This window comes from Aeromonas genomosp. paramedia (assembly GCF_023093515.1).
Taxonomy (GTDB): Bacteria; Pseudomonadota; Gammaproteobacteria; order Enterobacterales; family Aeromonadaceae; genus Aeromonas.
On the sequence record NZ_JAAROG010000009.1, the window covers coordinates 33,239 to 58,874 of the forward strand.

The 25,636-nt window shown below is 60.5% G+C and carries 17 protein-coding genes; 6 read left to right on the forward strand and 11 right to left on the reverse strand.

What is annotated here, in order from left to right:
• Positions 1 to 170 precede the first annotated feature (170 nt).
• Positions 171 to 884 carry a fatty acid metabolism transcriptional regulator FadR gene (gene fadR, locus HB860_RS05630; RefSeq protein ID WP_139434293.1) on the forward strand — a complete coding sequence of 238 codons (714 nt, stop codon included), beginning with the start codon at positions 171 to 173 and terminating at the stop codon, positions 882 to 884.
• Between the two features lie 61 nt (positions 885 to 945).
• On the opposite strand, the gene HB860_RS05635 is transcribed toward fadR, so the two are convergent.
• From HB860_RS05635 to HB860_RS05650, 4 genes are all read right to left on the reverse strand, one after another.
• Complete coding sequence (locus tag HB860_RS05635; RefSeq protein ID WP_139434294.1) at positions 946 to 2,466, reverse strand: SpoVR family protein; 1,521 nt, start codon at positions 2,464 to 2,466, stop codon at positions 946 to 948.
• 10 nt (positions 2,467 to 2,476) lie between these two features.
• The gene (locus tag HB860_RS05640; RefSeq protein WP_202045859.1) at positions 2,477 to 3,748 is read right to left on the reverse strand and encodes a YeaH/YhbH family protein; all 1,272 of its coding nucleotides are present in this window, start codon (positions 3,746 to 3,748) and stop codon (positions 2,477 to 2,479) included.
• Positions 3,749 to 3,772: 24 nt separating this feature from the next.
• Positions 3,773 to 5,695 carry a PrkA family serine protein kinase gene (locus HB860_RS05645; RefSeq protein WP_139434296.1) on the reverse strand — a complete coding sequence of 641 codons (1,923 nt, stop codon included), beginning with the start codon at positions 5,693 to 5,695 and terminating at the stop codon, positions 3,773 to 3,775.
• Between the two features lie 562 nt (positions 5,696 to 6,257).
• Positions 6,258 to 8,180, reverse strand: a complete 1,923-nt coding sequence (locus tag HB860_RS05650; RefSeq protein WP_247626004.1) for a RecQ family ATP-dependent DNA helicase — start codon at positions 8,178 to 8,180, stop codon at positions 6,258 to 6,260.
• A gap of 337 nt (positions 8,181 to 8,517) precedes the next feature.
• Here HB860_RS05650 and sstT point away from each other — a divergent pair, with 337 nt between their 5' ends.
• A complete protein-coding gene (sstT, locus tag HB860_RS05655) occupies positions 8,518 to 9,768 on the forward strand; it encodes a serine/threonine transporter SstT (protein ID WP_247626005.1) in 1,251 nt (416 codons plus the stop codon).
• A 738-nt stretch (positions 9,769 to 10,506) separates the two neighbouring features.
• Here the strand turns inward: sstT and HB860_RS05660 are convergent.
• From HB860_RS05660 to pabB, 3 genes are all read right to left on the reverse strand, one after another.
• Entirely contained in the window at positions 10,507 to 11,805 is a 1,299-nt protein-coding gene (locus HB860_RS05660) for an HAAAP family serine/threonine permease (protein ID WP_247626006.1), read from the reverse strand.
• A gap of 191 nt (positions 11,806 to 11,996) precedes the next feature.
• A complete protein-coding gene (locus HB860_RS05665) occupies positions 11,997 to 12,587 on the reverse strand; it encodes a CoA pyrophosphatase (RefSeq protein ID WP_247626031.1) in 591 nt (196 codons plus the stop codon).
• A 55-nt stretch (positions 12,588 to 12,642) separates the two neighbouring features.
• A complete protein-coding gene (pabB, locus tag HB860_RS05670; protein WP_247626007.1) occupies positions 12,643 to 14,019 on the reverse strand; it encodes an aminodeoxychorismate synthase component I in 1,377 nt (458 codons plus the stop codon).
• A 209-nt stretch (positions 14,020 to 14,228) separates the two neighbouring features.
• On the opposite strand from pabB, the gene HB860_RS05675 reads away from it, so the two are divergent.
• Positions 14,229 to 15,752, forward strand: a complete 1,524-nt coding sequence (locus tag HB860_RS05675) for a fumarate hydratase (RefSeq protein WP_202045854.1) — start codon at positions 14,229 to 14,231, stop codon at positions 15,750 to 15,752.
• A gap of 155 nt (positions 15,753 to 15,907) precedes the next feature.
• On the opposite strand, the gene HB860_RS05680 is transcribed toward HB860_RS05675, so the two are convergent.
• On the reverse strand, positions 15,908 to 16,384 hold the full coding sequence (locus HB860_RS05680; protein ID WP_247626008.1) for a cell division inhibitor: 477 nt from the start codon (positions 16,382 to 16,384) through the stop codon (positions 15,908 to 15,910).
• A gap of 233 nt (positions 16,385 to 16,617) precedes the next feature.
• Between HB860_RS05680 and HB860_RS05685 the strand changes: the two genes are divergently transcribed.
• Both HB860_RS05685 and HB860_RS05690 read left to right on the forward strand, forming a co-directional pair.
• The gene (locus tag HB860_RS05685) at positions 16,618 to 16,815 is read left to right on the forward strand and encodes a DUF4250 domain-containing protein (RefSeq protein ID WP_005323525.1); all 198 of its coding nucleotides are present in this window, start codon (positions 16,618 to 16,620) and stop codon (positions 16,813 to 16,815) included.
• A gap of 396 nt (positions 16,816 to 17,211) precedes the next feature.
• Complete coding sequence (locus tag HB860_RS05690) at positions 17,212 to 19,686, forward strand: glycogen/starch/alpha-glucan phosphorylase (RefSeq protein WP_247626009.1); 2,475 nt, start codon at positions 17,212 to 17,214, stop codon at positions 19,684 to 19,686.
• A 63-nt stretch (positions 19,687 to 19,749) separates the two neighbouring features.
• On the opposite strand, the gene HB860_RS05695 is transcribed toward HB860_RS05690, so the two are convergent.
• The 3 genes from HB860_RS05695 to trxC all read right to left on the reverse strand — a co-directional run bounded on the left by HB860_RS05695 (position 19,750) and on the right by trxC (position 22,584).
• On the reverse strand, positions 19,750 to 20,304 hold the full coding sequence (locus HB860_RS05695) for a cytochrome b/b6 domain-containing protein (RefSeq protein WP_139434649.1): 555 nt from the start codon (positions 20,302 to 20,304) through the stop codon (positions 19,750 to 19,752).
• A gap of 299 nt (positions 20,305 to 20,603) precedes the next feature.
• Positions 20,604 to 21,989 carry an SLC13 family permease gene (locus HB860_RS05700; protein ID WP_139434304.1) on the reverse strand — a complete coding sequence of 462 codons (1,386 nt, stop codon included), beginning with the start codon at positions 21,987 to 21,989 and terminating at the stop codon, positions 20,604 to 20,606.
• Between the two features lie 154 nt (positions 21,990 to 22,143).
• Positions 22,144 to 22,584, reverse strand: a complete 441-nt coding sequence (gene trxC / locus HB860_RS05705; RefSeq protein ID WP_247626010.1) for a thioredoxin TrxC — start codon at positions 22,582 to 22,584, stop codon at positions 22,144 to 22,146.
• A 154-nt stretch (positions 22,585 to 22,738) separates the two neighbouring features.
• Between trxC and HB860_RS05710 the strand changes: the two genes are divergently transcribed.
• Positions 22,739 to 25,537 (forward strand): response regulator, encoded by a 2,799-nt coding sequence (locus tag HB860_RS05710; RefSeq protein WP_247626011.1) that lies wholly within the window; start codon positions 22,739 to 22,741, stop codon positions 25,535 to 25,537.
• The last annotated feature ends 99 nt before the right edge of the window (positions 25,538 to 25,636 follow it).

The following is a 25,636-nucleotide window of genomic DNA, read 5'->3' on the forward strand; positions in this document are numbered from 1 at the left end:
GTCGATATCACCATCATTTGGTGTTGCTTGGCTCCGGCCATATGGCTGTATACATATTTTTAACAAAAAGATCGGGTTAATGTGAGCAGAGGACTGACCTTCTGCTTGCCAGCATGACCGGCTTTGCTATTATTCGTGAGCCTTTTTACGCACTACAACAGAGTCACCACATGGTCATAAAAGCGCAAAGCCCTGCCGGGTTTGCCGAGGAATACATCATCGAGTCCATCTGGAACAATCGCTTTCCTCCAGGATCCATTCTGCCGGCGGAGCGCGAACTGTCCGAGCTGATTGGCGTGACTCGCACTACCTTGCGCGAAGTGCTGCAGCGCCTTGCCCGCGATGGCTGGCTCACCATCCAGCATGGCAAACCGACCAAGGTCAACAATTTCTGGGAAACCTCGGGTCTCAACATCCTGGAGACCCTGGCACGGCTCGATCAGGACAAGGTGCCGGATCTGGTGGCCCAACTGCTGTCGGCGCGCACCAACATCTGCACCATCTTCATCCGTGGCGCCATTCGCAACAACCCGGAGCAAGCCGCCGAGATCCTGCGCGGGGCCGATGAGGTCGAGAACACGGCTGAGGCCTATGCCGAGTTCGATTACCGCCTGCACCACCAGCTCTCCTTTGCTTCCGGCAATCCGATCTACGCCTTGATCCTCAATGGGTTCAAAGGGCTGTACAGCCGGGTCGGCCGCTATTACTTCTCCGACAAGCAGGCGCGCGAGACGGCGGATGCCTACTACAAGACGCTGCTGGGCTTGGCCGAGACCAAGAATCACGAGGCCGTGTTCATGACGGTGCGCCAGTACGGTATAGAGTCAGGTAAATTGTGGACCCGTCTGCGCCAGGACATGCCGAGCAACCTGTGCGATAACTGATGTGTGTCACAACGAAAAAACGCGCCTGATGGCGCGTTTTTTTATGCTCCTTGCCTGCCCATCAGGTCAGGCTCTTGCGATCCGGGCAGCGCCCTATGATGTCCGCGGTGAGCTCGCCGTTATCCTGCTCCAGCACCACATCGAATCCCCACAGCTGGTGCAGATGCTTGAGCACCTCGTGCCGCGACTCGCCGAGGGGGATCCTGTTGTGGGGGACATAACGCAGGGTGAGGGAGCGATCTCCCTTCACCGCCACGTTGTAGACCTGAATGTTGGGCTCCAGATTGCTCAGGTTGTATTGGGCTGACAGGGTGTTGCGCACCAGCCGGTAACCCTCCTCGTTGTGGATGGCGGAGACCTTGAGGTAGTTCTTCAGATCGTCGTCATCGATGGCAAACAGCTTCATGTCGCGCATCACTTTAGGACTTAAAAACTGGCTGATAAAGCTCTCGTCCTTGAAGTTCTGCATGGCGAAGTGCAGGGTGTCGACCCAGTTGGTACCGGCGTAATCGGGGAACCAGTATCTGTCCTCCTCTGTGGGGTGCTCGCAGATGCGGCGCAGGTCGGTGAACATGGCAAAACCGAGGGCATAGGGGTTGATGCCCGAGTAGTAGCGGCTGTTGTAGGGGGGCTGGTACACCACGTTGGTGTGGCTGTGCAGCACCTCTATCATGAAGCGATCGCTGATCTTCCCCTCGTCATACAGGTGATTGAGGATGGTGTAGTGCCAGAAGGTGGCCCAGCCCTCGTTCATCACCTGGGTCTGCTTCTGCGGGTAGAAGTACTGGCTGATCTTGCGCACTATGCGCACCACTTCCCGCTGCCAGGGCTCCAGCAATGGGGCGTTCTTCTCGATGAAGTAGAGGATGTTCTCCTGAGGCTCGGGCGGATAGCGCCTGTCCTCGATACCGGCGGCCTTGTGCTGCTTGGGCAGGGTGCGCCACAGCTCGTTGACCTGGGTCTGCAGGTAATCTTCCCGCGCCTTCTGGCGCCGTTTCTCCTCTGCCAGGGAGATCTTCTGGGGCCGCTTGTAGCGATCCACCCCGAAGTTCATCAGGGCGTGGCAGGAGTCGAGCAGCCGTTCTACGGCATCTATGCCGTGTTTTTCCTCGCATTCGGTGATGTAGTTCTTGGCAAACAGCAGGTAGTCGATGATGGAGGAGGCATCGGTCCAGGCCTTGAACAGGTAGTTGTTCTTGAAAAAAGAGTTGTGGCCATAGCAGGCGTGCGCCATCACCAGTGCCTGCATCGGCATGGTGTTCTCTTCCATCAGGTAGGCGATGCAGGGGTCCGAGTTGATGACGATCTCATAGGCCAAGCCCATCTGGCCGCGCTTGTAGTTGCGCTCGGTGTGGATGAAGCGCTTGCCGAACGACCAGTGCTGGTAGCCGATGGGCATGCCGACGCTGGAGTAGGCATCCATCATCTGCTCGGCGGTGATCACCTCGATCTGGTTGGGATAGGTATCCAGCCGATAAAACTTGGCAACCCGGGCAATCTCCTGGTGATAGGTCTCCAGCAGATCGAAGTTCCAGTCAGGCCCATCGTCCAGCGGCGCTATTTTTCTCGCGGTTTCTACCATATGTGATCCCTCAAGCCGCTTGCTTCTTGAACAACTCCCGGAACACCGGATAGATGTCCTCTACCTTGCGAATGTGCTCCATCGCGAAGTGGGGGTACTGCTCGGCCACCGACTCGTACTCGTGCCACAGGGTCTGATGAGCGCGGGTGGTGATCTCGATGTAGGAGTAGTAGCGCACCCGCGGCATGATGTCGCGCATCAGTATCTCCCGGCACTGGGGCGAATCATCCGCCCAGTTGTCGCCATCGGACGCCTGCGCCGCATAGATGTTCCACTGGTTGGCAGGGTAACGCTCGTTGATGATGTCGTTCATCATCTTGAGGGCGCTGGAGACTATGGTGCCGCCGGTCTCCTGGGAGTAGAAGAACTCGTGTTCGTCCACTTCCTTGGCCTGGGTGTGGTGGCGAATGTAGACCACCTCCACGTTCTTGTAGGTCCGGCTCAGGAACAGATAGAGCAGGATGTAGAAACGCTTGGCCATCTCCTTGGTGGCTTGATCCATGGAGCCGGAGACATCCATCAGGCAGAACATCACCGCCTGGCTGGAGGGCACGGGCCGCTTGACGAAGTTGTTGAACTTGAGATCGAAGGTGTCGATGAAGGGCACCGCCTCGATCCGCCGTTTCAGCTCCCTGATCTCCTTTTCGAGCTGTGCCATCTCGGCAAAATGTTCGTTGGGATCGACGGCCAGCAGGGCCAGCCGCTCCTCCAGTTCACGCAGCTGGCGCTTCTTGCCCGCCTGCAGCGCCATGCGACGCGCCAGCGAATTTTGCAGCGAGCGCACCACGTTGATGTTGGCGGGCACCCCGTTGGAGGTGTAGCCCGCGCGGTAGGTTTTCATCTCCATCAGCTGGTTGAGCTGGGTCTTCTGCAGCCGTGGCAGCTCCAGATCCTCAAACAGCAGGTCCAGGTACTCGTCTTTCGAGATCTGGAACACGAAGTCGTCAGCTCCCTCGCCCTGATCCGAGGCCTGGCCTTCGCCCCCGCCCTGACCGCTGCCCCCTCCCTTGGGGCGGTCAATCTTGTCACCGGAGACGAACTGATCGTTGCCCGGGTGCACCATCTCCCGTTTACCGCCTTGGCCTTGATGGAAATGGGGCTCACCGATGTCCTTGGTCGGGATGCTGATGCTCTCGCCCTTGTCCACGTCCTGAATGCTGCGCTTGGAGACAGCATCCGAGACCGCTTGTTTGATCTGCTTCTTGTAGCGGCGGATGAAGCGCTGCCGATTGACAGCGCTTTTGTTTTTGCCGTTGAGCCTGCGGTCGATAAAATGCGCCATAACTCCCCCTTGAACACGGCAGGGTCAGGATGACTTGCGTACCCTGAGATACCATTCGGAGAGCAGGCGTACCTGTTTGCGGGTATAGCCCTTCTCCATCATCCGTTCGACAAAGTTATCGTGCTTCTTCTGCTCCTCGGCCGAGGTTTTGCTGTTGAAGGAGATAACCGGCAGCAGCTCTTCCGTGTTGGAGAACATCTTCTTCTCGATCACGGTGCGCAGCTTCTCGTAACTGGTCCAGTTGGGGTTACGGCCTGCATTGTTGGCCCGTGCACGCAGCACGAAGTTGACGATCTCGTTGCGAAAATCTTTCGGGTTGCTGATCCCTGCCGGTTTTTCGATCTTCTCCAGCTCGCTGTTCAGCGATGCCCGATCAAACAGCTGGCCGGTCTCGGGGTCACGGTACTCCTGATCCTGGATCCAGAAGTCGGCATAGGTGACATAGCGATCGAAGATGTTCTGCCCGTACTCTGAATACGACTCGAGATAGGCGGTCTGGATCTCCTTGCCGATAAATTCCACGTAGCGCGGGGTCAGATAGCCCTTGATGAACTCGAGGTAGCGATCGTGCAGCTCCTGCGGGAACTGCTCGCGTTCTATCTGCTGCTCCAGCACATAGAAGAGGTGGACAGGGTTGGCCGCCACTTCCGCATGGTCGAAGTTGAAGACACGGGAGAGGATCTTGAACGCAAAGCGGGTGGAGAGGCCGTTCATGCCCTCGTCGACGCCGGCGTAGTCGCGATACTCCTGATAGCTCTTCGCCTTGGGATCCGTATCCTTGAGGCTCTCGCCGTCATAGACCCGCATCTTGGAGTAGAGGCTGGAGTTTTCCGGCTCCTTGAGCCGTGACAATACGGAGAACTGGCCCAGCAGCTCCAGGGTGCCCGGGGCGCATTTGGCCTCGGTCAGCTCGCTGTTGAACAGCAGTTTCTCGTAGATCTTCACCTCTTCCGAGACGCGCAGGCAGTAGGGCACCTTGACGATGTAGACCCGGTCGAGGAAGGCCTCGTTGTTCTTGTTGTTGCGGAACTGCTGCCATTCGGATTCGTTGGAGTGGGCCAGCAGGATGCCGTCGAAGGGGAGGGCGGAGAGTCCCTCGGTGCCGTTGTAGTTGCCTTCCTGGGTCGCGGTCAGCAAGGGGTGCAATACCTTGATGGGAGCCTTGAACATCTCCACGAATTCCATCATCCCCTGGTTCGCCTTGCACAGCGCCCCTGAGTAGGAGTAGGCATCGGCATCATCCTGGGCGTAGTGTTCCAGCATGCGGATGTCGACCTTGCCCACCAGGGAGGAGATGTCCTGGTTGTTGTCGTCCCCCGGCTCGGTTTTCGCGATGGCGATCTGATCCAGGATGGAGGGGTTGACCTTCTCCACCTTGAACTTGGTGATGTCGCCGCCAAACTCATGCAGCCGCTTGGCGACCCAGGGGGACATGATGGGCCTCAGGTAGCGTCGCGGTATGCCGTACTCTTTTTCCAGGATCTCGCCGTCCTCTTCGATGTCGAACAGGCAGAAGGGGTGGTCATTGACCGGCGACCCCTTGATGCGATAGATGGGCACTTTTTGCATCAGGGACTTGAGTTTCTCGGCCAGCGAGGATTTACCGCCGCCGACGGGGCCGAGCAGGTAGAGGATCTGCTTCTTCTCTTCCAGTCCCTGGGCGGAGTGCTTGAGGTAGGAGACGATCTGCTCGATGGCCTCTTCCATGCCATAGAAGTCTTTGAAAGCGGGATAGCGTGCGACGACGCGGTTGGAAAAGAGGCGGCTGAGGCGCGGATTGACGGAAGTGTCGATCATTTCCGGTTCGCCGATGGCAACCAGCAGTCGTTCGGCGGCGGAGGCGTAGCAGGATTTGTCCTGTTTGCACATATCCAGAAACTCCTGGATGCTGTACTCCTCCTCTCTGGCCTTCTCATACCGCTGTTGATAGTGCTCGAAGATGCCCATAACTTAGCCCTCGTTATAGTCGCTTACCCTGAAAAAGAGTGGATCACTACTTTTGTTCTGTTTACCTCTTAAGCCTAGTCAACAGCCCCCAGTAATCCATCGCCATCATTGGTTTAAGTTTGTACGGGAGCTTCCCGATCCTCATGCGGGAAGAGGCAGCCAATGACATCTCTATGTTACTGACTGTTAAATTATTTTTGCCACGACAGTGATGCAAATGTCAAAGACATAAAAAATAAATGTTTGTGTGGCAGGCGCAGAAAATGATGGCTCCCGGGTTTGTCGAATCGAAGTGCAGGCGGGGCAAGGGTGGCAGGGGAGAAGGGATGAAATGTCATGACGCTTACGTTAACGTAATGTGTGTCGTTTGGTGTTTAAGCTCTAATTTTTACATTGACGCTACATTCCGGCTGCTCTAGATTGGCCCTGTGTCGAGCAGTCATCGCTTTAGCAAGAGAGTGGGTGATTGCGCAGATACTAAGCTCTGTTTAAGCACGTTTCCGTTGGCTTGACCCTCGCATCCGCGAGGGTCTTATTTTTTCAGCGTCCGGCAAGCGGGTGATCAAGCGTCGGCAGGATAGATCGCCGACACCGCCGCCAGCACCTCGGCGAAGGGATGGCTCGCCAGCTGGCCAAAACCGGCCAGGTTTCTCGCCTTGATCCGGGTGGTCAGGGGGGTGGCGATACCGCACAGGAAGCGGGTCAGGATCCTGGGATGGCGCTGGTGACACAGGGCAATCAGAGGATCGCACCAGGCGCGCAAGCCGTGCTCGTTGGGCAAGCCCGGAGATGGCAGCGGCGGCAGCACGGCTATCTCCCCCCGGCAGACGGAGCAGTGCCCGCACTGCTCGGGCGCCTCTTCATCGGCAAAATAGCGGGCCAGCTCATGGCTCAGGCAGTGGGTCGAGGTAAAGAACCCCAGCAGGGCCTGGAGGCGGGCAAGCTCGCTCTGCTCTTTCTTTTCAAACAGTCCATGCAGCTCTTCGGCCAGTGCCGTCGGGTCGATATGCTGGCGCACGATCCGATACACCTCCGTCATCTGCTTGCTTTCAAGCTCGATCCAGCCCTGCTGCTGCAGATAATCCAGCGCCGCCGCAGCGCGCTGGCGTTCCCCCTGATAACCCTGCCACAGCGCATCGAAGTCCATGGTGCACCAGCTGCGCGCCTGGGGCGCACAGGCAAACAGCTGCTCCAGGAACTGGCGGCGATCGGGATTGAAGCGAGCCAGGATCTCCCGTTTTTCCAGCACGAACTTGAAACGGTACTCGGCAAAGTAGCTGTAGGCCGGGGCAATGATCCCCGCCATCTCCAGATAGACCAGCAGGGTCTTGAGGGGCAGTTGGCGAATGTTGGTCTCGTTGGAGAGGCGCAGCAGGCCAAATTCCCACTCGGCACCGCTCTGTTGCAGGATCTGGAGCAAGCTCAGGATGGCCTCCCTGTCCGGGGTGTCCCCATAGACGAAGTTTTCCAGCACAGGCAACTGGGCGCGGCTCGCCAGCACCATGCAGCGGGAGGGGAGCCCGTCACGTCCGGCGCGGCCTATCTCCTGGCTGTAGTTCTCGATGGATTTGGGCAGATCGTAGTGAATGACCCGGCGGATATCGGCCTTGTCGATCCCCATGCCAAAGGCGATGGTGGCGACGATGCAGTCGAGTCGGCCGGCCATGAAGTCGTGCTGGATCTGGCTGCGCAGGGCGGGATCCAGCCCCGCATGATAGGCACAGGCGCGAATGCCGATGGCCTGCAGCTGATCGGCGCACAGCTGCGCGCTCTGCTGCAGGGTGACGTAGACGATGGTGGGGGCTGCGGGATCGCGGCGCAACTCGTCACGCAGCCAGCCATCGCGGGCACTGCCGGCCAGCGGGATCACGGCGAGATCCAGATTGGGGCGATAGAAACCTGTCACCACCAGATCCTCGGCCTCGATGGCGAATTTGGCCTGCATGTCTGCCATGACCGCCGGGGTGGCGGTGGCGGTGAGCAGCAGTACCTGGGGAATGGTGAGATCGCGGCGATGGTCCGGCAGCTTCAGATAGTCGGGCCGAAAGTTGTGGCCCCATTCGGAGATGCAGTGCGCCTCGTCCACCACCAGCAGGGAGAGTGGCACCTGGGCGATGAAGCGGCGAAAGCGCTCGTTCTTGAGGCGCTCCACCGAGATCATCAGGATCTTGAGCTGGCCGTCGCTGGCCTGCTGCATCACCCGGCGGCTCTCCTCGGGGGTCTGGCTGGAGTCCAGGGTCGCGGCGGCAATCCCCTTGCTCTGCAAGAAAGCGAGCTGATCGTGCATCAGCGCCAGCAGGGGGGAGATGACCAGGGTCAGATGGGGCAGTGCCAGCGCGGGCAACTGGTAGCAGAGGGACTTGCCTGCGCCGGTCGGGAAGATGGCAGCCGCACTCTTGCCGGCCAGCAGGCGGCTGATCACCGCTTCCTGGCCGGGGCGCAGCCGGTCGAAGCCGAAGTGTCGGGTCAATAAAGAGGTGATCATGGCAACAGGCTCCAGTGCAAAGTGAGCGGCATGATACCACTCTCGCCCCCACATCGGCCGATGATAGGACTGGTTTGGTGACAATTTGACCGTAGTTGATATTGTGTTATCACATTGTTGTAGATTTTTTGTGAGGTAACCCTGATATTTTTCAGTGATTATGTGGAAAAAAACGATGGCAGATGGGATATTCCTTGTCCGCAACCCCACGCGTACTGGACAGATCCAGAAGAAGGTTTGCCAACGGCACCACCGTCCACAGGCCGGTGTCAATGCGCGCGGCAGGTTGCCAACAGGACTAATGATTCACGCACCATGAGTGCACAGGGACTATTTGATGACACAACAACACCCCCTCATAAAACTGGTCAACAGCACCAGTCTGGTTAGCCAGATCCTGGTCGGTCTGGTATTCGGCATCCTCCTTGCCATGTTCATGCCCGAATGGGCCAAGGCGGCGGGTCTGCTTGGCAGCCTGTTCGTCGGTGCCCTGAAGGCGGTCGCCCCGCTGCTGGTCTTCGTGCTGGTGATGTCGGCGATCATCGGTCACAAGCAGGGTCAGAAGACCAACATGAAGCCGATCTTGCTGCTCTATGTGCTGGGGACCTTCCTGGCCGCCGTGGTGGCCGTGATGGCGAGCTTCCTGTTCCCCTCCAACCTGCACCTGGTGGCCAGCACTGCCGAGATCACCCCGCCGGGCGGCATCACCGAGGTACTGCAGACCCTGCTGTTCAACGTGGTGACCAACCCGGTGAAGGCGCTGCTGGATGCCAACTACATCGGTATCCTGGCCTGGGCCATCGGCCTTGGTATCGCCATGCGTCACGCGGGTGACAGCACCAAGGCGCTGATTTCCGATGTGTCCCACGGGGTTTCCAGCATCGTCAGAGCGGTGATCCGCTGTGCCCCGCTCGGCATCCTGGGTCTGGTGGCGTCCACCCTGGCCGAGACAGGTTTCGATGCCCTGTTTGGCTATGCCCAGCTGCTGGTGGTGCTGATCGGCTGCATGCTGTTCATCGCCTTCGTGGTCAACCCGCTCATCGTGTTCTGGAAGATCAAGCGCAACCCCTATCCGCTGGTGCTGACCTGCCTGAAAGAGAGTGGCGTGACCGCCTTCTTCACCCGCAGCTCCGCCGCCAACATCCCGGTCAACATGGCGTTGGCCGAGAAGCTGCGTCTGCCGGAAGACACCTACGCTGTCTCCATCCCGCTGGGCGCCACCATCAACATGGCAGGGGCCGCCATCACCATCACTGTGCTCTCCATGGCGGCGGTGCACACCCTGGGGATGGAAGTGGATCTGGCTACCGCCATTCTGCTCTCCGTGGTCGCCACCATCAGCGCCTGTGGCGCCTCCGGCGTGGCCGGTGGCTCCCTGCTGCTGATCCCGCTGGCGTGCAGCCTGTTTGGCATCAGCAACGACATCGCCATGCAGGTCGTCGCCGTCGGCTTCATCATCGGGGTGCTGCAGGACTCCGCCGAGACGGCCCTCAACAGCTCCACCGACGTGCTGTTCACCGCGGCCGCCTGCATGGCCGAGGATGAGAGCCTGATGGAGGCGGCCCCGCTGCCCAGCCGCGAAGCCTGATCCCCTTAGCTTTTCCCTGAATGCTGGCGCCCTCTTCGGAGGGCGCTTTTTATTGCCTGCAATCTTGTGTCATCAACGCTTGCGCCTTCCTTAATCCAATCTGCCGGTTGCCGCTGTGAGCCTCTTGTCCATGGGTGGACGCGCCTGCCTGCGAGGGCGGTCGTGGCTATCCCTCTGGAAAGGAAGAGCCGCAGGGGCGGCGGGGTCCATAGGCTCAGGCGTTGATGGGCAGCCAGCCGCCGTGCCGCCATCGCGGCAAGGGCTCAAGGCTCGTCGCGGGCAGAGGGGCGCCGACCTGGAGCATCAGAGATTCTGCTCGGCACCGTTGCATCTGAGAGCGGGGCTTGCGATCGACGGCATCCCGCGTATCGGATGCAAAACCAGACCCCTGCGGGGAGGCCCTAGGTGCCCGATGTAGGCGCGGTATAGCGCCCATCCTCCTGCACAGGCACTAGGCAAAGGGCAGAAGGGATCATGGGCGTGGGGGATCACTCGGCAGCATGGGGGTTGACGCCATTCCTGCTTCTAGTCCAAGCGTGGAGCGTGATAAGAGGAGCCGATTGCACGGGCGGCAACGCAGCGGGTGGGTGGGAAAGGTGGCTGATAGGCCGATGGCCTTATCCTGGCCCTTGCCGGTGCCCCGCAATGAAAACAGCCCGGCACGCTGAGCCTGCCGGGCTGTGGGTCTCTGGCAGGGTCAACCGGCGATCCGGTTGACCCTGGCTATCGGGGGCGGGGTTAGCCGACCAGCTGATAGAGGATGGCAGAGATGGCGATGAGGCCCATGGTTGCCACGAACAGGTTGCTGATCTGGCCCTGGTATTTCGCCATGGCCGGGACGCGCTTGATGGCGTACATCGGCATCAGGAACAGGATGGTGGCGATGATGGGGCCACCCAGGGATTCGATCATGCCGAGGATGGAGGGGTTGATCACGGCCACGGCCCACAGGGTCAGGATGAAGAAGGCGATGATGAACAGCTCGATCTTCTTGTGGTTCGGCTCCTTGCCGGAGGAACGCATCTGCTGCATCACCATGCCCTTCAGACCTTCACGGGCACCCAGGTAGTGGCCGAAGAAGGAGGAGACGATGGCGACGAAAGCAACCAGCGGACCGAAGTAGGAGATGATGGGGCTCGCATGCTGGTTGGCCAGGTAGGAGAGCACGGCAATGTTCTGGGACTTGGCTTCTGCCAGCTGGGCCGGAGTCAGGCTCATCACGCAGGAGAAGACGAAGAACATCACGAAGCCCAGCAGTATGATGGCGGTGCGCTTCAAGATGGCGTCGGACTTGGCGACGGCGTTGTCACCGTGATCACGGCGCTGGGCCAGGGCGAAGCTGGAGATGGCCGGGCTGTGGTTGAAGGAGAACACCAGCACCGGGATGGTCAGCCACAGGGTGGTGGCGAAATCCTTGGCGGAGGGCACCTGGGCCAGGGCGGCACCGGTCCAGTCCGGGATCAGGTAGAGGGAGATGCCCGCCAGGATGGCGATGAGGGGGTACACCAGGAACTCGGTGACCTTCAGCATCAGCTTCTCACCGGCCAGCATGACCGACATCATGGCCATGATCAGCACGATGGAGAGGATCCAGCGCGGGGGCGCCGTCATCTGCAGCTGGTTGACCAGGAAGCTCTCGACGGTATTGGTGATGCCCACGCCGTAGATCAGCACTATGGGGTAGATGGCAAAGAAGTAGAGCAGGGTGATTAATTTGCCGGCGCCCACGCCGAAATGCTCTTCCACCACTTCGGTGATGTCCGCATTGGGCTTCTTGGAGGAGAGCACGAAGCGCGCCAGGCCGCGGTGGGCCAGGTAGGTCATGGGGCCGACCAGCAGCGCCATCACCACCAGTGGCCAGAAGCCACCCATGCCGGCGTTGATGGGCAGGAACAGGATGCCGGCGCCGACGGCGGTGCCGAACAGGCTGATAACCCAGGTGGTGTCTTGTTTGCTCCAACCGCGTGATTGGACCGAGCGGATCCCTTGCTCCTGTGCGGCTGCAACGTCCTGTGCGCCAGTGACAGTATTGGACATGTGTCTCACCCCGAATGTGTGGTTTTAATTAGTCGGCGCAAGAATACTTTCTTTTTACCCAAAAATGTTGATCAGATTCACCTTTATGAGGCTGAAACCCGCACTTTCTTATGGAAATGTGATCAAAAGAATAAAAAATCAAAATTTATTTATCATATGCAGTGTTAGTTGAATGTTAACTGGATAATTTCTCACCTCGAAAGGTTATCAATATGTTGTTCTGACAGGTGCTGGGCCAGTTGGCGGATCATGCTGGCGGTGGCCCCCCAGATGAAGGAGTGTTGCCAGGGGATCCAGTAGATGGTGTGGCGCTTGCCCGCCCTTGGCAGGGTCAGGGCTATGTGGTGGGTCGGATCCAGCACATGGCTGAGGGGCACCTCGAAGGCCTGCTCCACTTCGTCGGGGCTGAGGGCAAGCCGGTAGTCGGGGTCTATCATGGCCAGCACAGGCAGGACGTCATACAGGGAGATGGTGTTGAGCGGGGTGAGGCTGCCGATGACCCGGATCTGGGAGGCGGGGATCCCGAGCTCTTCATGGGTCTCTCGCAGGGCCGTGTGGATCAGGCTCTCATCTTCCGGATCCTGGCGCCCGCCGGGGAAGCTTATCTGCCCCGGGTGGTGGCGCAGGGTGGTGCTGCGACGGGTCAGCAACAGGCGCAGCCCCTGGGGGCGATCCACCAGGGGGATCAGCACAGCCGCCGGCTTGAGCCCCGCCAGTGCCAGGCGGTGGGCGGGGGCGGGGCGCTGCAACAGGAAGCGGGTCAGCAGCTCGGCGCGGTTCATCTCGATATCCATCTCGGTCCTGGTCTCCTTGGGGCGGGCGAGGGCAGTCACAGGCTCATTGGCGCAAGGCAGCCAGCAGCGGCAGGATGCGGGCCACCTTGTCGTAGGTCTCCTGATATTCGGCGTCCGGGTCTGAGTCGGCGATGATGCCGCCCCCCGCCCAGCAATGGAGCCGGCCGGCTTCGGCTATCAGGGTGCGGATGCAGATGCTGGTGTCCATCCGGCCGTGCTGGCTCAGATAGCCGATGCTGCCGCAATAGGCGTTTCGGCGCACCGGCTCCAGCTCCTCGATGATCTCCATCGCCCGGATCTTGGGGGCCCCCGTGATGGAGCCGCCTGGGAAACAGGCCCGCAGCAGATCCACCCCCTGCCAGCGCGCATCCAGCTCCCCGTGAATGGTGGAGACCAGGTGATGCACGGCGGGGAAGGACTCCACCGCAAACAGGCTCGGCACGCTGACGGAGCCCGGGCGGCTGACCCGGCCTATGTCGTTGCGCAGCAGATCCACGATCATCAGGTTCTCCGATCTGTCCTTGTCGGCGCTGGCGAGCGACTCGGCCACCTGTTTGTCGATAGCGGGATCCGGATGACGGGGCCGGGTGCCCTTGATGGGCTTGGTCTCGATGTGGCGGCCATCGAGCAGCAGGAAGCGCTCGGGGGAGAGGCTCAACATGGCGCTCTGGGGCAGCCGGACAAAGGCCGAGAAGGGGGCCTTGTTGGCGGCGCTGAGGGCGAGATAGGCGGACCACTCGTCCCCTCCATAGGGGGCGCTGAAGCGCTGGGTCAGGTTGATTTGATAGCAATCCCCTGCCGCCAGATAGGCCTGGATGCGGGCGAACTTTTCGCCGTACTCGGCCCGGCTCATGTTGCTCTGCCACTCGCCCTGCAAGGCGAAGGGGGCACAGGGCCGAGGGGCTTGCGCCACCAGCCACTGCAATCGTCTGACGAGCCCGGCCTCCTCTCCCCAGTGCACCAGCTGCCAGCGACCGGTCGCAACTTCCCGCAGCAGTGCCCAGTCGTAGATCCCCACCGCCATGTCGGGTACCTGGATGTCTGCACTGGCCTGGACGGGCAGACGCTCGAATCGCCGGCCCAGATCGTAGCCAAAGAGCCCCAGGGCGCCCCCGATGAAGGGCAGGTCATGCTCATCCTGCACCAGCTCCCCCAACAGGGCTCGTTGGGTCTCGGCGAGCAGGGCGAGGGGATCGCCGTCATGATGGCTCTGGTGGCCAGCCTGGGTGAGGCAGGTGCTGGCACCCCGGGTCTCCAGGGTGGCAAGGGGATCGGCGCTGATGATGTCAAAGCGGTTGTCGGCGCCCGTTGGGCCTGCCGATTCCAGCAGGATGGCCCAGGCCTGGTGTTGCAAGCGGGCAAACAGGGCGTGAAGCGATGCTTGCGGATCGAAATGGTGGATATGCAGTCTTGGTTTCATTTTTTGTTACACAGGCAACAGTTTGCACCCAGCTCCCTAGCCGGTTCGGGTGCTCAAGCGTATCATGGCCGCCGGCATTTTTAAGAAAAACACCGTTATAAAAACACGCCGTAGTCGCCGGCTCTGTGCGCATTCGCCGCCTGCCGAAGGCCCGGCTCATATGGAAGCCCTTGCTCGCGCAAGCGACGACAAGGACCAGTGAGGATGATATGAGCATCATTAGAAAACAGGACTTTATCGATTCCATTGCTGACGCCCTGCAGTACATCTCTTTCTACCACCCCCTCGATTTTGTCCACGCCGCCAAGGCTGCCTATGACCGCGAGATCAACCCGGCCGCCAAGGATGCCCTGGCCCAGATCCTGATCAACTCCCGCATGTCTGCCGAAGGGCATCGCCCCCTGTGCCAGGACACCGGCATCGTCACCTGCTTCGTCAAGATCGGCATGCAGGTGCAGTGGGACAGCGACATGACGGTGCAGGAGATGGTGGACGAGGGCACTCGCCGCGCCTATACCAATCCGGACAACCCGCTGCGCGCCAGCGTGCTGGCGGATCCGGCCGGCAGTCGCAAGAACACCAAGGACAACGCCCCTGCCGTGGTGCACATCGACATGATCCCGGGGGACAAGGTGGAAGTGAGCATAGCGGCCAAGGGCGGCGGCTCCGAGAACAAGTCCAAGATGGTGATGCTCAACCCCTCCGACGACGTGGTCGAATGGGTGCTCAAAACCGTACCGACCATGGGCGCCGGCTGGTGCCCGCCTGGCATGCTGGGGATCGGCATCGGCGGTACCGCCGAGAAGGCGGCCGTGCTCGCCAAGGAAGCCCTGATGGAGCACATCGACATTCAGGAGCTGATCGCCCGAGGCCCAGAGACCACAGAAGAGAAGCTGCGGGTCGAGCTCTATGACAAGGTCAACCGGCTGGGGATTGGTGCCCAGGGGCTGGGTGGCCTCACCACAGTGCTGGACGTGAAGGTCAAATCCGCCCCGACCCATGCCGCCTCCAAACCGGTGGTGATGATCCCCAACTGCGCCGCCACCCGCCACGTTCACTTCGAGCTCGACGGCTCTGGCCCCGCCGAATTGACTCCGCCGAGGCTGAGTGACTGGCCGGAAATCACCCGTGAAGCGGGCGGCAACGTGCGCCGCGTCAACGTCGATGGAATCACCAAGGCCGAGCTCGCCAGCTGGAAGAGCGGCGATACCGTGCTGCTGTCCGGCAAGATCCTCACCGGCCGTGACGCCGCCCACAAGCGTATTGCCGACATGCTGAAAAATGGCGAAGGCTTGCCGGAAGGGGTCGACTTCACCAACCGCTTCATCTACTACGTCGGCCCGGTCGATGCGGTGCGTGACGAAGTGGTCGGCCCGGCCGGTCCCACCACCTCCACCCGGATGGACAAGTTCACCGACATGATGCTGGGTGAAACCGGCCTCATCGGCATGATAGGCAAGTCCGAGCGGGGTCCGAAAACCGTCGAGAGCATCAAGCAGCACCAGGCCGTCTATCTGATGGCAGTGGGTGGTGCCGCCTACCTGGTGGCCAAGGCCATCAAGAAGGCCCGTGTGGTAGCCTTCGCCGATCTGGGCATGGAAGCCATCTATGAGTTCGAGGTGGAAGACATGCCGGTGACAGTGGCGGTGGACTCCCAGGGCAACAACATCCATGAAACCGGTCCGGCCTACTGGTCTGCCAAAATTGCCGAGCTGGATACCAGGCTCGCCTGATCCGGTACAAGCCCCTGGCGGGGCGCCGGGCAGATGGCAGCCCAGGCCATATGACAGAAGGCGACCCCAGGGTCGCCTTTCTCGTCTTGGTTGCCGCCCTGCCAGACTGACGCTGGGGCGGGGAGCCCTGCCAGCCCGGGTCGGCACGATAAGGCTCAATGGTTCAGGTAGACGTCCTGCCCACCGTAGCAGAGAGAGCCCTGAGAAGGGGTGGGCTCGAAGAAACGGGTCAGGACACCGGCACGCTGCCCCAGGGTGCTGAGGCGGCTGCGATCCAGGGCAACCCGTTCGGGCAGCCAGGTCAAGACGGCGGCACAATGGCCGTTGGCCAGGCTCTGCTCCAGCAGACGTTGCCAGTTCTTGATCTTGGGGCCGTGAACCACCAGTACCCGGGCGGGATTGATTCCCTGTGCCTGCAGTTGCTTGGCCACGGGCAGCCCTGGCGGGGCTATGAGCAGGATCCAGCCGCTGTCGCTTTGGCTCAATCTTCCCAGCGCATCCAGCAACGGGGCTTCATGGAGATCCATGGCCAGTCGATGCTCATGCTCCGCCTTGTTCTGATGGCGGGTGGGCCAGGTGGTGATCACACCGGCAGAGGAGGAGAGTGGGCGGTGACTCAGGGGCTGGCTCATATGTGTGTCCTGTATGAATAACCATGCTGTATGTGTATACAGTAGTTCTATCTCATGCCAGTGACAAGGCGTTTGTGATTAAAAATGTGAGCCGACTAACAGGGGTTTTTATTAAACATTTGAATTTAAACACTATTTATATTGATGATGGGGCGGGTGTTTTTTAACCTGTAGACAAAGCGCGGGCCGGCGCTCATGGTTATACAGTATGTATGGCAAGAGGAGGGACCAAGATGGATGTGAGCACCTTGCAACGGCTGGACGCCAATATTCTGCTCGGGATCATCAACGAGAAGCTGCGGCTGGAGTGCGATGGTCTGGAAGAGTTGCTGGCTTACTACGACATGACGGAGGATCAGCTGGCCACCCGTCTGCAGCAGATTGGTTATCACTACGACCCCATGAGTAACCAGTTCAAGGCCCATGGTTAATTCAGCTCAGGAAGCTGCCCCAATTGGGGCAGCTTCCTTTTATTGCCGTGCTGATACACCAGGCATTGAAAGCGATTTCATCACCGGCCGAGTCGGCGCTTATTTTCACGTATTTTCAGCCGCTGGCAATCATTGAAAACCTATTCATGGATCCAACTTTTTTTATTTCATTCAATAGTTTGATTTTTAAGGTTATTTTTATTTTGTTCAGGGAGGATATAGGAAAGGGTTTTCATGGTGAAACTGTCATTTTTATACGTTAAAGTGTGACTCACGTTAACTTTTAAACCCCCGGCTTTAGCTAGTATGCCCACGCCGGAACATATTCTGAGATAACAACAGCGCCGGTCCCTCAAGGGGATAACATTTTTTATTTGTAACGAAGGAAAATGGTTTATGGCTACCAAGAAGAAGACAGACCAGGATCTCCAACTGGATAAAGATCAGCTCAAGGCGAGTATCGTGCGTCACCTGCGTTCTACCTTGGGTACAAGCGAACAGAAAGCCTCTCCCGAAGCATGGTGGAAAGCGACCGCTGCCGCCGTCAACGAACAGGTGTACGAGCGCCTGACCCGTACTCAGCAGACTCACTTCAAGAAAGATACTCGTGCGATTCACTATCTCTCTGCTGAATTCCTGATGGGGCGTCTGACCTCCAACAACCTGCACAACCTCTCCCTGTACAAGACTTGCGAAGAGGCCCTGGGTGAACTCGGTCTGGAACTGACCGACCTGTGCGAGCAAGAGCCGGACATGGCCCTTGGCAACGGCGGCCTGGGTCGTCTGGCCGCCTGCTTCATCGACTCCCTGGCCACCCTGAATTACCCGGCGGTGGGCTACGGCATCCATTACGAGCACGGCCTGTTCCGTCAGGAGATCCAGGATGGCCGCCAGATCGAGCGCCCGGACTCCTGGCGTGAATATGGCAACCCCTGGGAGATCTGCCGCCCCGAGTCGGTGCAGGAGATCCCGCTCTACGGCTACGTGGAAACCGTGTTCGGTGACAAGGGCGGCCTGAAGAAGGTGTGGCACGCCGGTCGCAAGATCAAAGGGGTGCCCTGGGACATTCCTGTGGTGGGCTTTGGCGGTCACACCGTCAACATCCTGCGCCTGTGGGAATCCCGCGCCTCCGAGTTCTTCGACTGGGACGTGTTCAACGCCGGTGGTTACATCGACTCCCAGGCCGAGAAGGCCCAGGCCGAGACCATCTCCAAGGTGCTCTACCCGAACGACGAGACAGATGCAGGCAAAGAGCTGCGCCTGATCCAGCAGTACTTCTTCTGTGCCTGCTCCATCAAGGACATCATGCGCCGCTACAAGCGGGTCCATGGTTCGGATTTCCGTAACTTTGCCGCCCAGATTGCCATCCAGCTCAACGATACCCACCCGACGGTGGCCATCCCCGAGTTGATGCGGGTGCTGGTGGACGAGGAAGACTTGAACTGGGATGCCGCCTGGGCCATCTGCTACCAGGTCTTCTCCTACACCAACCACACCCTGCTGCCGGAAGCGCTGGAGAAGTGGTCCGTCAGCCTGTTCGAGAAGGTGCTGCCCCGTCATCTCGAGATCATCTACGAGATCAACGCCCGCTTCCTGAACGAGCTGGTGGAGCCCAAGTGGCCGGGCAACGACGCCATCAAGGCCAAGCTCTCCATCATCGAAGAAGGGGACGTGCGCAAGGTACGCATGGGCAACCTGTGCGTCATCGGCTCCTCCAAGGTGAACGGCGTGGCCGAGATCCACTCCAAGCTGGTGAAAGAGGATCTCTTCCCCGAGTATGCCGAGCTGTGGCCCGAGAAGATGTGCAACGTCACCAACGGCGTGACCCCCCGTCGCTGGCTGCTGGCCTGCAACCCCGAGCTTGCCGCCCTCTACAACGAAGTGGTGGGCAAGGAGTGGCCGCTGCAGCTGGACAAGCTGCGCAGCGTGGTCAAGTTTGCCGACGACAAGGCATTCCAGCAGCAGTTCATGACCATCAAGCGTCACAACAAGGAGAAGCTGGTCAAGGTCATCAAGGCGGAAACCGGCATCGATGTCTCGGCCGAGGCGATCTTCGACGTCCAGATCAAGCGTCTGCACGAGTACAAGCGCCAGCAGCTGAACCTCATCCACATCATGGCGCTCTACCGCCGTCTGCTGGCGAACCCGGACTATGACATGCACCCGCGGGTGTTCATCTTCGGCTCCAAGGCGGCGCCCGGTTACAAGCTGGCCAAGGACATCATCTACGCCATCAACAAGCTGGCGGAGCGGGTCAACAACGACGCCCGCATCCAGGGCAAGCTGAAAGTGGTGTTCATGCCGAACTACCGGGTGAGCCTGGCCGAGAAGCTGATCCCGGCGGCGGATGTCTCCGAGCAGATCTCCACCGCAGGTTATGAAGCATCAGGTACCGGCAACATGAAGATGGCACTGAACGGCGCCATCACCATAGGCACTCTGGACGGCGCCAACATCGAGATCGCCGAAGAGGCGGGGGCAGAGAACTGTGCCATCTTCGGCCTGAACGTGGACGAGGTGAAGTCCCTGAAGGCGCGCGGTTACAACCCGTACGACTTCTACTACGCCAACTCCGAGCTCAAGGCTGTGCTGGACTGGTTCGACACCGACTACTTCACGCCGGGTCGCCCGGGGGAGCTCGCCTCCATCAAGCGCTCCTTGCTGGAAGGGGGAGATCCCTACCTGACCTTGGCCGATTTCGCCTCCTACTCGGAAGCGCACAAGCTCATCGATACCTGGTATCGGGATCCGGCGCTGTGGGCGAAGAAGGCCATCATCAACTCGGCCACCATGGGCAAGTTCAACTCCGACCGCTCCATCCAGGACTACGTGGATCGGATCTGGAAATTGAAGAGCTGCAACGTCGGCTGACCACTCCCAATATGAAAAAACCCCGCATCGCGGGGTTTTTTTATCTCATCTGGCTGAGGTGCCTCAGCGCTTGTCGACGATCTCGGTATCGGCCGGTACGCGCTTCCTGCCGGTGATCATGGCCCTGATGAGATCCCCCCGGGTCAGGCGATCGAGGACGATGACCGCCAGCACATGGATGAAGATGGCGATCTGCAGCGCCTTGGCAAAGAATTCGTGGAGCTCCTCCATGAGCTCCTCATCAAACAGCTGCTCGTACCCCGTCATGATCCCGGTGACGGCCGTCCCCACCAGACAGGTCAACAGCAGCAGTATCATCAAGGCGCCCAGCGGATTGTGGCCGGCATGATAGGGGTGTCTGCCCTGCCAGCTGGCCTGCAGGTAGCGGCCCAGGCGGGCCGGGGTCGGAAACCACTGGGCAAACCTGGCGTAGTCGGAGCCGACAAATCCCCACAGGATGCGCAGCACCAGCAATCCGGCCAGGGCGTACCCGACATAGCGGTGATTGCGTCTGCCCTCCTCCAGGATGAACAGGTTGAGCACGCACAGCAGGACGGTTGCCCAGTGAAACACCCTGATCAGGGGATCCCATACCCTGATGGCCCTGCCGCTTCCCATCGCTTTCTCCATGATTTTTTCCTCTCGTTGTGATGCACACCGACTTTCCATGCGCCTGTTGCCGGCGCGCCCTTGTCCGGATCATGGAGGCACTTTCTTAAGGCCGTGTTAATGGTCCGGGGTGCGTCACAGGGCAGGGCCAGTGGCAGAGAGAGGGAGAGAGGCTGGGGGGAGGCGCTGGGGGGAAGAATAAACAGAGCCCCGACGGTGCGGGGCTCTGGTGTTTCAACGGGCCTGGTGGGCGACGGCTCAGGGACTTGCTCCGTCAGCATCCTCAGGCCCATCTGCCTGGCCGGGGATCAATGGAGGATGTCACCCATGAAATAGGCCAGCAGGGTCAGGATGACGGTGAACACCAGGTTCAGCACCAGACCGGCCCGCATCATCTCCCGCTGCTGGATGTGACCGCTGGCGAAGACGATGGCGTTGGGCGGCGTGGCCACCGGCAGCATGAAGGCACAGGAGGCCCCGACGGCGATCAGCACGGACACGACGATGGGGGAGACCCCCAGCGCCTCGGCCACACCGGCGAACAGCGGCACCAGCAGGGCGGCGGTGGCGGTGTTGGAGACCAGCTCGGTCAGGAACACCACGAAGGCGGCAAGGCAGAGCAGTATGATGAAGATGGGCATGGTGGCGAGTGCACTGGAGAGGTGCTCCGCCAGGAAGGCGTTGGCGCCGGTCTGCTTGAGGATGGCGCTTAAGGTCAGGCCACCCCCGAACAGCAGCAGCACGCCCCAGTCGGTGTTCTGGTTGATGTCATCCCAGCTGGCGACCCGGCTGACGGCGATGGCCAGGATGGCGCCCATGGCGATCAGAGTATCGAACTGGGGAATGCCGCCGAGCGCCGCGGCGATGGGCTGGGATCCAATCCACAGCAGCACTGTGGTCAGGAAGATGAGCAAGGTGGTCTTGCGCTGGCCGGTCCACTCTATGGTGACCTGCTCGGTGCTGACCTGGTGCGACAGGTTGGGGCGCGTCACCCAGTAGAGCAGGCCTATGCCCACCGGCATGAAGATGAGCACCACCGGGATGCCGAACTTCAGCCAGTCGGTGAAGCCAAGCCCCATCTGGGCGGCGGCGATGGCATTGGGGGGGCTGCCCACCAGGGTGCCGATCCCGCCGATGCTGGCGCTGTAGGCGACGCCAAGCAGCACGAAGACCAGGGTGCGACGCTCCTTGTGAACGTCGAGTCCCTTGAGCATGCCGAGGGCGAGCGGCATCATCATGGCGGCGGTGGCGGTGTTGCTGATCCACATGGAGAGCGCCGCCGTGATGGTGAACAGCACTATGGCTGCCCAGCCCAGGTGACCCTTGGCCAGCTGCATCACCTTGGCGGCGATCTGGGTATCCAGTCCCTGCTTGGAGAGGGCCGCCGCCAGGGCAAAGCCGCCGAAGAAGAGGAAGAGGACAGGGTTGGCGAAGTCGGTCAGCGACTTGCTCATGTCAAACACCCCGAGCAGGGTGGCGAGCACCGGGATGGACAAGGCCGTGATGGTGATGTTCACCGCTTCGGTCAGCCAGAGGATGGCGATGAAGATCAGGATGCCGAGGCCTTTGTTGATCATGGGATCAAACGGAAGCCAGGCGAGCATGGCACAGAGCAGCAGGAGATCCAGAATGACGATCCCGGCCTTGATGTCCAGCCAGCGTGTAGGGGCGGAAGGGACTGCAGAGGTATGCATGTTGTTCTCTCGGTTAATTTATGGTTGTTGTTGTGTTGCCGAGGTTACATTTATCCCCCTGTTTGAAACAGGGGGATATGGTCAAAGCATGTGGCGACTCACAGAGTCAAGTGACAATGGATCTGGGATTAAACAGAAATTAAACATTTCGTTTTCATTTGGGCGCTGCCGTGACGGACAGCAGCCACTCCTTGAACAGGCTCTTGGGCAGGGAGCCGCTGCGCTGAGCCAGGATCTGCCCCCCTCTGAAGACCATCAGGGTCGGTATGCTGCGAATGGCATAGCGGCTGGCGATGGCGGCCTCCTGTTCGGTGTCGAGCTTCACGAAGCGGATGCGGGGTTCGAGCTCCTGGGCTATCTCTTGAAAGACGGGGGCGAACTGCAGGCAGGGGCCGCACCAGCTGGCCCAGAAGTCGACCACCACCGGTATGTCGGACTGGATCAGGGCATCAAAGTGCGCCATGCGACCCGACACCGGGGAGTGGGAAAACAGGGGCTGGTGGCAGCGACCGCACTTCGCACTGGCGTCCAGCTTGTCGCCGGGCAGGCGATTGCGGGTAAAGCAGTGGCTACAATAGGTAGTGACAAGTGACATAATTGGCTCCTTTATTCATGGCCCGGCAACATCTTTATTGCATTCACAGAGCAGACTAACGGTAACATAGTGTTCAGTTGTTTTTCACACTCGGCTGTCTGGCCCTGACCCAGGGTCACTGGATGGCCGACCATGACATGAGAATCGAGACGGGATGAAGAGTGTTGCACGGGACAATGGTGTTGTCTTTGGCCTTATCATCGTATCGCTGCTGGCGTTTTCTGCCTATTGCTGGCAGTTGCTGAGCCAGCAGCAACGTGCCTCCGATCTGAGCGTGGCCGCAGAGCTGGTCCTCAACCGGGTCAATACCGACACCGTCTATCTGCTGGGACGCGAGAAGGCCAGCGATGGCAGCGTACAGCAGCGCCTCAGCCTGCTGTCGAGCAGCCTGGATCGCTTCGTGAGCCAGGTGCGCGAAGATCCGGGGTCGGTGGATGATCCCAAGTCCCAGGCGCTGCAACGGGATATAGATGGTTATCTGCTGGATCTCGCCAGGCTCTACACCATGGAGATGACCATCGAATACCTGGCGCCCCGTTTCCAGGGCCAGCTCAAGGCGCTGCTGGCAACCCTGCCAGCCGGGGCCGAGCAGGCCCGCGATCTCACCGAGCTCGCCCGCCTGAGCCACTACCTCAGGCGCAGCTGGGACACGAGCGAGCTGCGTCAACTGCAGCAACTGCAACGGCGGCTGATGGAGACCTACTCCGGGCAGTCCAAGGTCATGGCCCTTACCCGGCTCAGCCAGGAGCTCAACCAGCAGGTGATGGAATACCATCGCCTGCGCAACCAGATCGTCGAGATGAAGGGCCTGGCCTCGCTGCCGGCTTGGAAGCAGAGCAAGCTGGACTTGGCCTCCTCCCTCAAGAGCCGCTTCTACCTGATAGTGCTGGGGGGCGCGCTGCTCTGTTTCTCGCTGGTGGCCGCGACCCTGTGGCGCCGCAACCAGAAGCTGAGCGAGCTGTCCAGCCACGCCGCCTTGCTAGCCCAGGCCAAGAGCGACTTCCTGGCCAACATGAGCCACGAGATCCGCACCCCCATGAACGCCATCATCGGCTTCAGTGCCCTGGTGCTGCAGACCAAGCTCGATCAGCAGCAGCGGGACTATCTCAACAAGATAAAGTCATCGTCCGATACCTTGCTGCTGCTCATCAACGACATCCTGGATCTCACCAAGGTGGAGTCCGGCAAGCTGACCCTGGAGGAGATCGACTTCGATCTCAGCGAGCAGCTCGACTCCCTGGCCGCCATGTTTGCGGATCTGGCGGAGCGCAAGCAGCTCGAGGTCATCATCAACAAGTCGCCTGCGGTGCCCGACTTCCTGCGCGGCGATCCGCTGCGCCTCGGCCAGGTGCTGGTCAACCTGGTCAACAACGCCATCAAGTTCACCGAGCGGGGGGAGGTGGAGGTGGCCATCACTCTAGTCAATCAATACCCGATGCGGGTCTGTTTCAGCGTGCGGGACACCGGCATCGGCATAGCGCCGGAGAAGCAGGCGCAGCTGTTCCAGCCCTTTACCCAGCTGGAGGCGGGCAACACCCGCAAATATGGCGGCTCGGGGCTCGGGCTCAACATCTCCCAGCGGCTGGTGGGGCTGATGGGGGGGGAGATCAGGGTGCAGAGCAAGCCCGGGGTGGGCTCCACCTTCCTGTTCGAGATCCCCCTGTCCCAGGCGGTCTATGGGGTCTCCGGGCGCCGGGTCTTCTTCGATCACCAGCCCCTCATCCTGATGATGGATGACAACGAACTGGTGCTGGAGCTCGCCAAGGACATACTGGGCCGGGCCGGCGCCTCGGTGATCGCGGTCAACAGCCTCTCCCGCGCCCGCCAGGCGCTGCGCGAGGAGGGCCACCACATCCGGCTCGCCATCCTCGACTGGCGCATGGGGCAGGAGGACGGCCTGGATCTCGCCCTCGAGATGTATCAGCACAGCCAGTGGCGGCGCCTGCCCATACTGATGACCAGCGCCTGGTCCAGGGAGGGGCTGCACGGGCGCATGGAGAGCATGGGGCTGACCCACTTCCTGCCCAAGCCCATGACAGAGAACGCCCTGCTGGCCAAGGTGGACGAGCTGCTCAACGGCAGCTCCCACGACAACAAGGTCCGTCAGGCCGAGGCGCAGGGGGATCAGCAGCACTTCAGGGAGCTGCTGCACGGGACCCGGGTGCTGCTGGCCGAAGACAACCGCGTCAACCAGCAGCTCATCATGGAGTACCTGCGCCGGGTCGAGGCCGTGGTCACCGTGGTGGACAACGGGCGCGAGGCGGTGGAGCAGGTGGCGGAGCAGCCCTTTGACGTGATCCTGATGGATTTGCAGATGCCGGTGCTCGACGGCCTGGATGCGACCCGCCAGATCCGCAAGATGGTGGACAAGCACGACGTCCCCATCATAGCGCTCACCGCCAGCGCCATGCCGGGGGATCGGGAGCGCTGCCTCGGGGTCGGCATGAACGGCTATGTCACCAAGCCGGTCAGCAAGCTGGATCTCTACAACAACCTGCTGCAGTGGGTGAAGAGCGCCAGCGGCGAGCGGCGGGTGCCGCTCGAGGTCAAGCCGCCGGATCTGATGGGGGTGCTGGATCTGGAGGATGCCCTGCACCGGCTGGAGCAGGACAGGGAGGCGCTGCAGATCCTGTTCAAGCTGTTCCTCTCCGAGCACAAGGACGATCTGTGGGACATTCGCTCCGCCCTGCGTCGCCAGCAGCCCGAGGTGGCCTGCCGCCTGCTGCACACCTTGAAGGGGGTGTCGGCCAACATCTCCGCCTCCCGGCTGCAACTGCTGGCCGGCGAGCTGGAGTGGCGGCTGCGGCTGCAAGAGGAGCTGAGCGAGGGGGAGCTCAACCAGTTGCAACAGGTCTTCACCCAGACCCGGGAGGAGGTCTCCCACTTCCTGCTGACCGGCGAGCAGCAGGAGTCGGTCGCCTTCCCGTTCTCCTCTCCGGACAAGCGGCTGTGAACCGGTGAGATAGCAATCGTTCTCAAGTCGTCCGCTTCAGGCTATGATGACCCACTCCCATCGCCCCCACCTCGGGGGCGATTGTATTGAGCTTCTCTT